The 1,015-nt window shown below is 43.9% G+C and carries 3 protein-coding genes; all 3 read left to right on the top strand.

What is annotated here, in order from left to right; translation table 11 throughout:
- Nucleotides 1–228: hypothetical protein (locus A3762_RS14555; protein ID WP_156493476.1), on the top strand; the 228-nt coding region annotated here is incomplete at its 5' end.
- Between the two features lie 3 nt (nucleotides 229–231).
- Complete coding sequence (gene ihfA, locus A3762_RS14550) at nucleotides 232–534, top strand: integration host factor subunit alpha (RefSeq protein ID WP_068503101.1); 303 nt, start codon at nucleotides 232–234, stop codon at nucleotides 532–534.
- A complete protein-coding gene (locus A3762_RS14545) occupies nucleotides 515–871 on the top strand; it encodes a MerR family transcriptional regulator (protein WP_068476600.1) in 357 nt (118 codons plus the stop codon). The genes ihfA and A3762_RS14545 overlap by 20 nt, the downstream gene beginning before the upstream one ends.
- The last annotated feature ends 144 nt before the right edge of the window (nucleotides 872–1,015 follow it).

The following is a 1,015-nucleotide window of genomic DNA, read 5'->3' as shown; positions in this document are numbered from 1 at the left end:
CAGGATATTGAATCAGTAGTTCGCGAAAATGCGGGTGAAGACTTAGTCGATTTGAACGTGTTTGATGTATATGTTGGCGACAACCTAGGTGATGGTTTGAAGAGCATCGCGATGGGGATGAGTTGGCAGCGTGTGGATCGTACGTTGAATGACGAAGAGATAACTCAATCGTTTGACAAGGTTGTCACTGCACTTTCTGCGAGGTTTGATGCAAAAATAAGGAGTTAGAGCATGGGAGCTTTGACCAAAGCAGATATGGCGGAAAGCCTATATGAGGAAGTTGGTTTGAATAAGCGCGAATCCAAAGAGATGGTTGAAGCGTTTTTTGAAGAGATTTGTGATGCCTTGGCCCACAATGAACAAGTCAAACTTTCTGGTTTTGGTAACTTCGATCTACGCGATAAGAAACAGCGCCCGGGCAGAAATCCCAAAACGGGGGAAGAGATTCCCATTTCTGCTCGTCGTGTGGTAACGTTTAGACCCGGTCAAAAATTAAAAGCAAAAGTAGAAGAATATGCTGGAACCCAGTCATAATCACGAATTGCCGGTTATTCCCGGAAAGCGTTACTTCACAATTGGTGAAGTAAGTGAACTATGTGGCGTCAAAGCCCACGTACTTAGATATTGGGAGCAAGAATTCCCTCAGCTATCGCCTGTTAAACGTCGCGGAAACCGACGTTATTATCAGCGCCAAGATGTCTTGATGATCCGACAGATTAGAAGTCTGTTGTATGATGAAGGTTATACCATTGGCGGAGCGAAGCAGAAGTTGGCGAGTGATTCGGATGGTTCTGATAACGAAAAACCAAATCAGCTAATCAAAGAAATGATTGCTGAGTTGGAAGAAGTATTGGAAGTTCTAAACGCTTAAATTTTCGCGCCTCTTACAACATTATAAAAGCACGCTTCGGCGTGCTTTTTTGTGTATCAGGTTTATTTCTTTTTGGGCCTAAGTTATTATTGCGCCGTCTCACAAACGCTCGTTTGTAGTCTCTTCGGGATGTAGCGCAGCCTG

The organism is Oleiphilus sp. HI0125 (assembly GCF_001635355.1).
Note: the sequence above shows the minus strand (reverse complement) of the source record. Positions and strands in the feature narration are given on the sequence as shown.

What these genes read in the sequence shown, in the direction of transcription:
- ihfA (WP_068503101.1), top strand. Translation starts at nt 232, where the DNA reads ATGGGAGCTTTGACCAAAGCAGATATGGCGGAAAGCCTATATGAGGAA.
- A3762_RS14545 (WP_068476600.1), top strand. Translation starts at nt 515, where the DNA reads ATGCTGGAACCCAGTCATAATCACGAATTGCCGGTTATTCCCGGAAAG.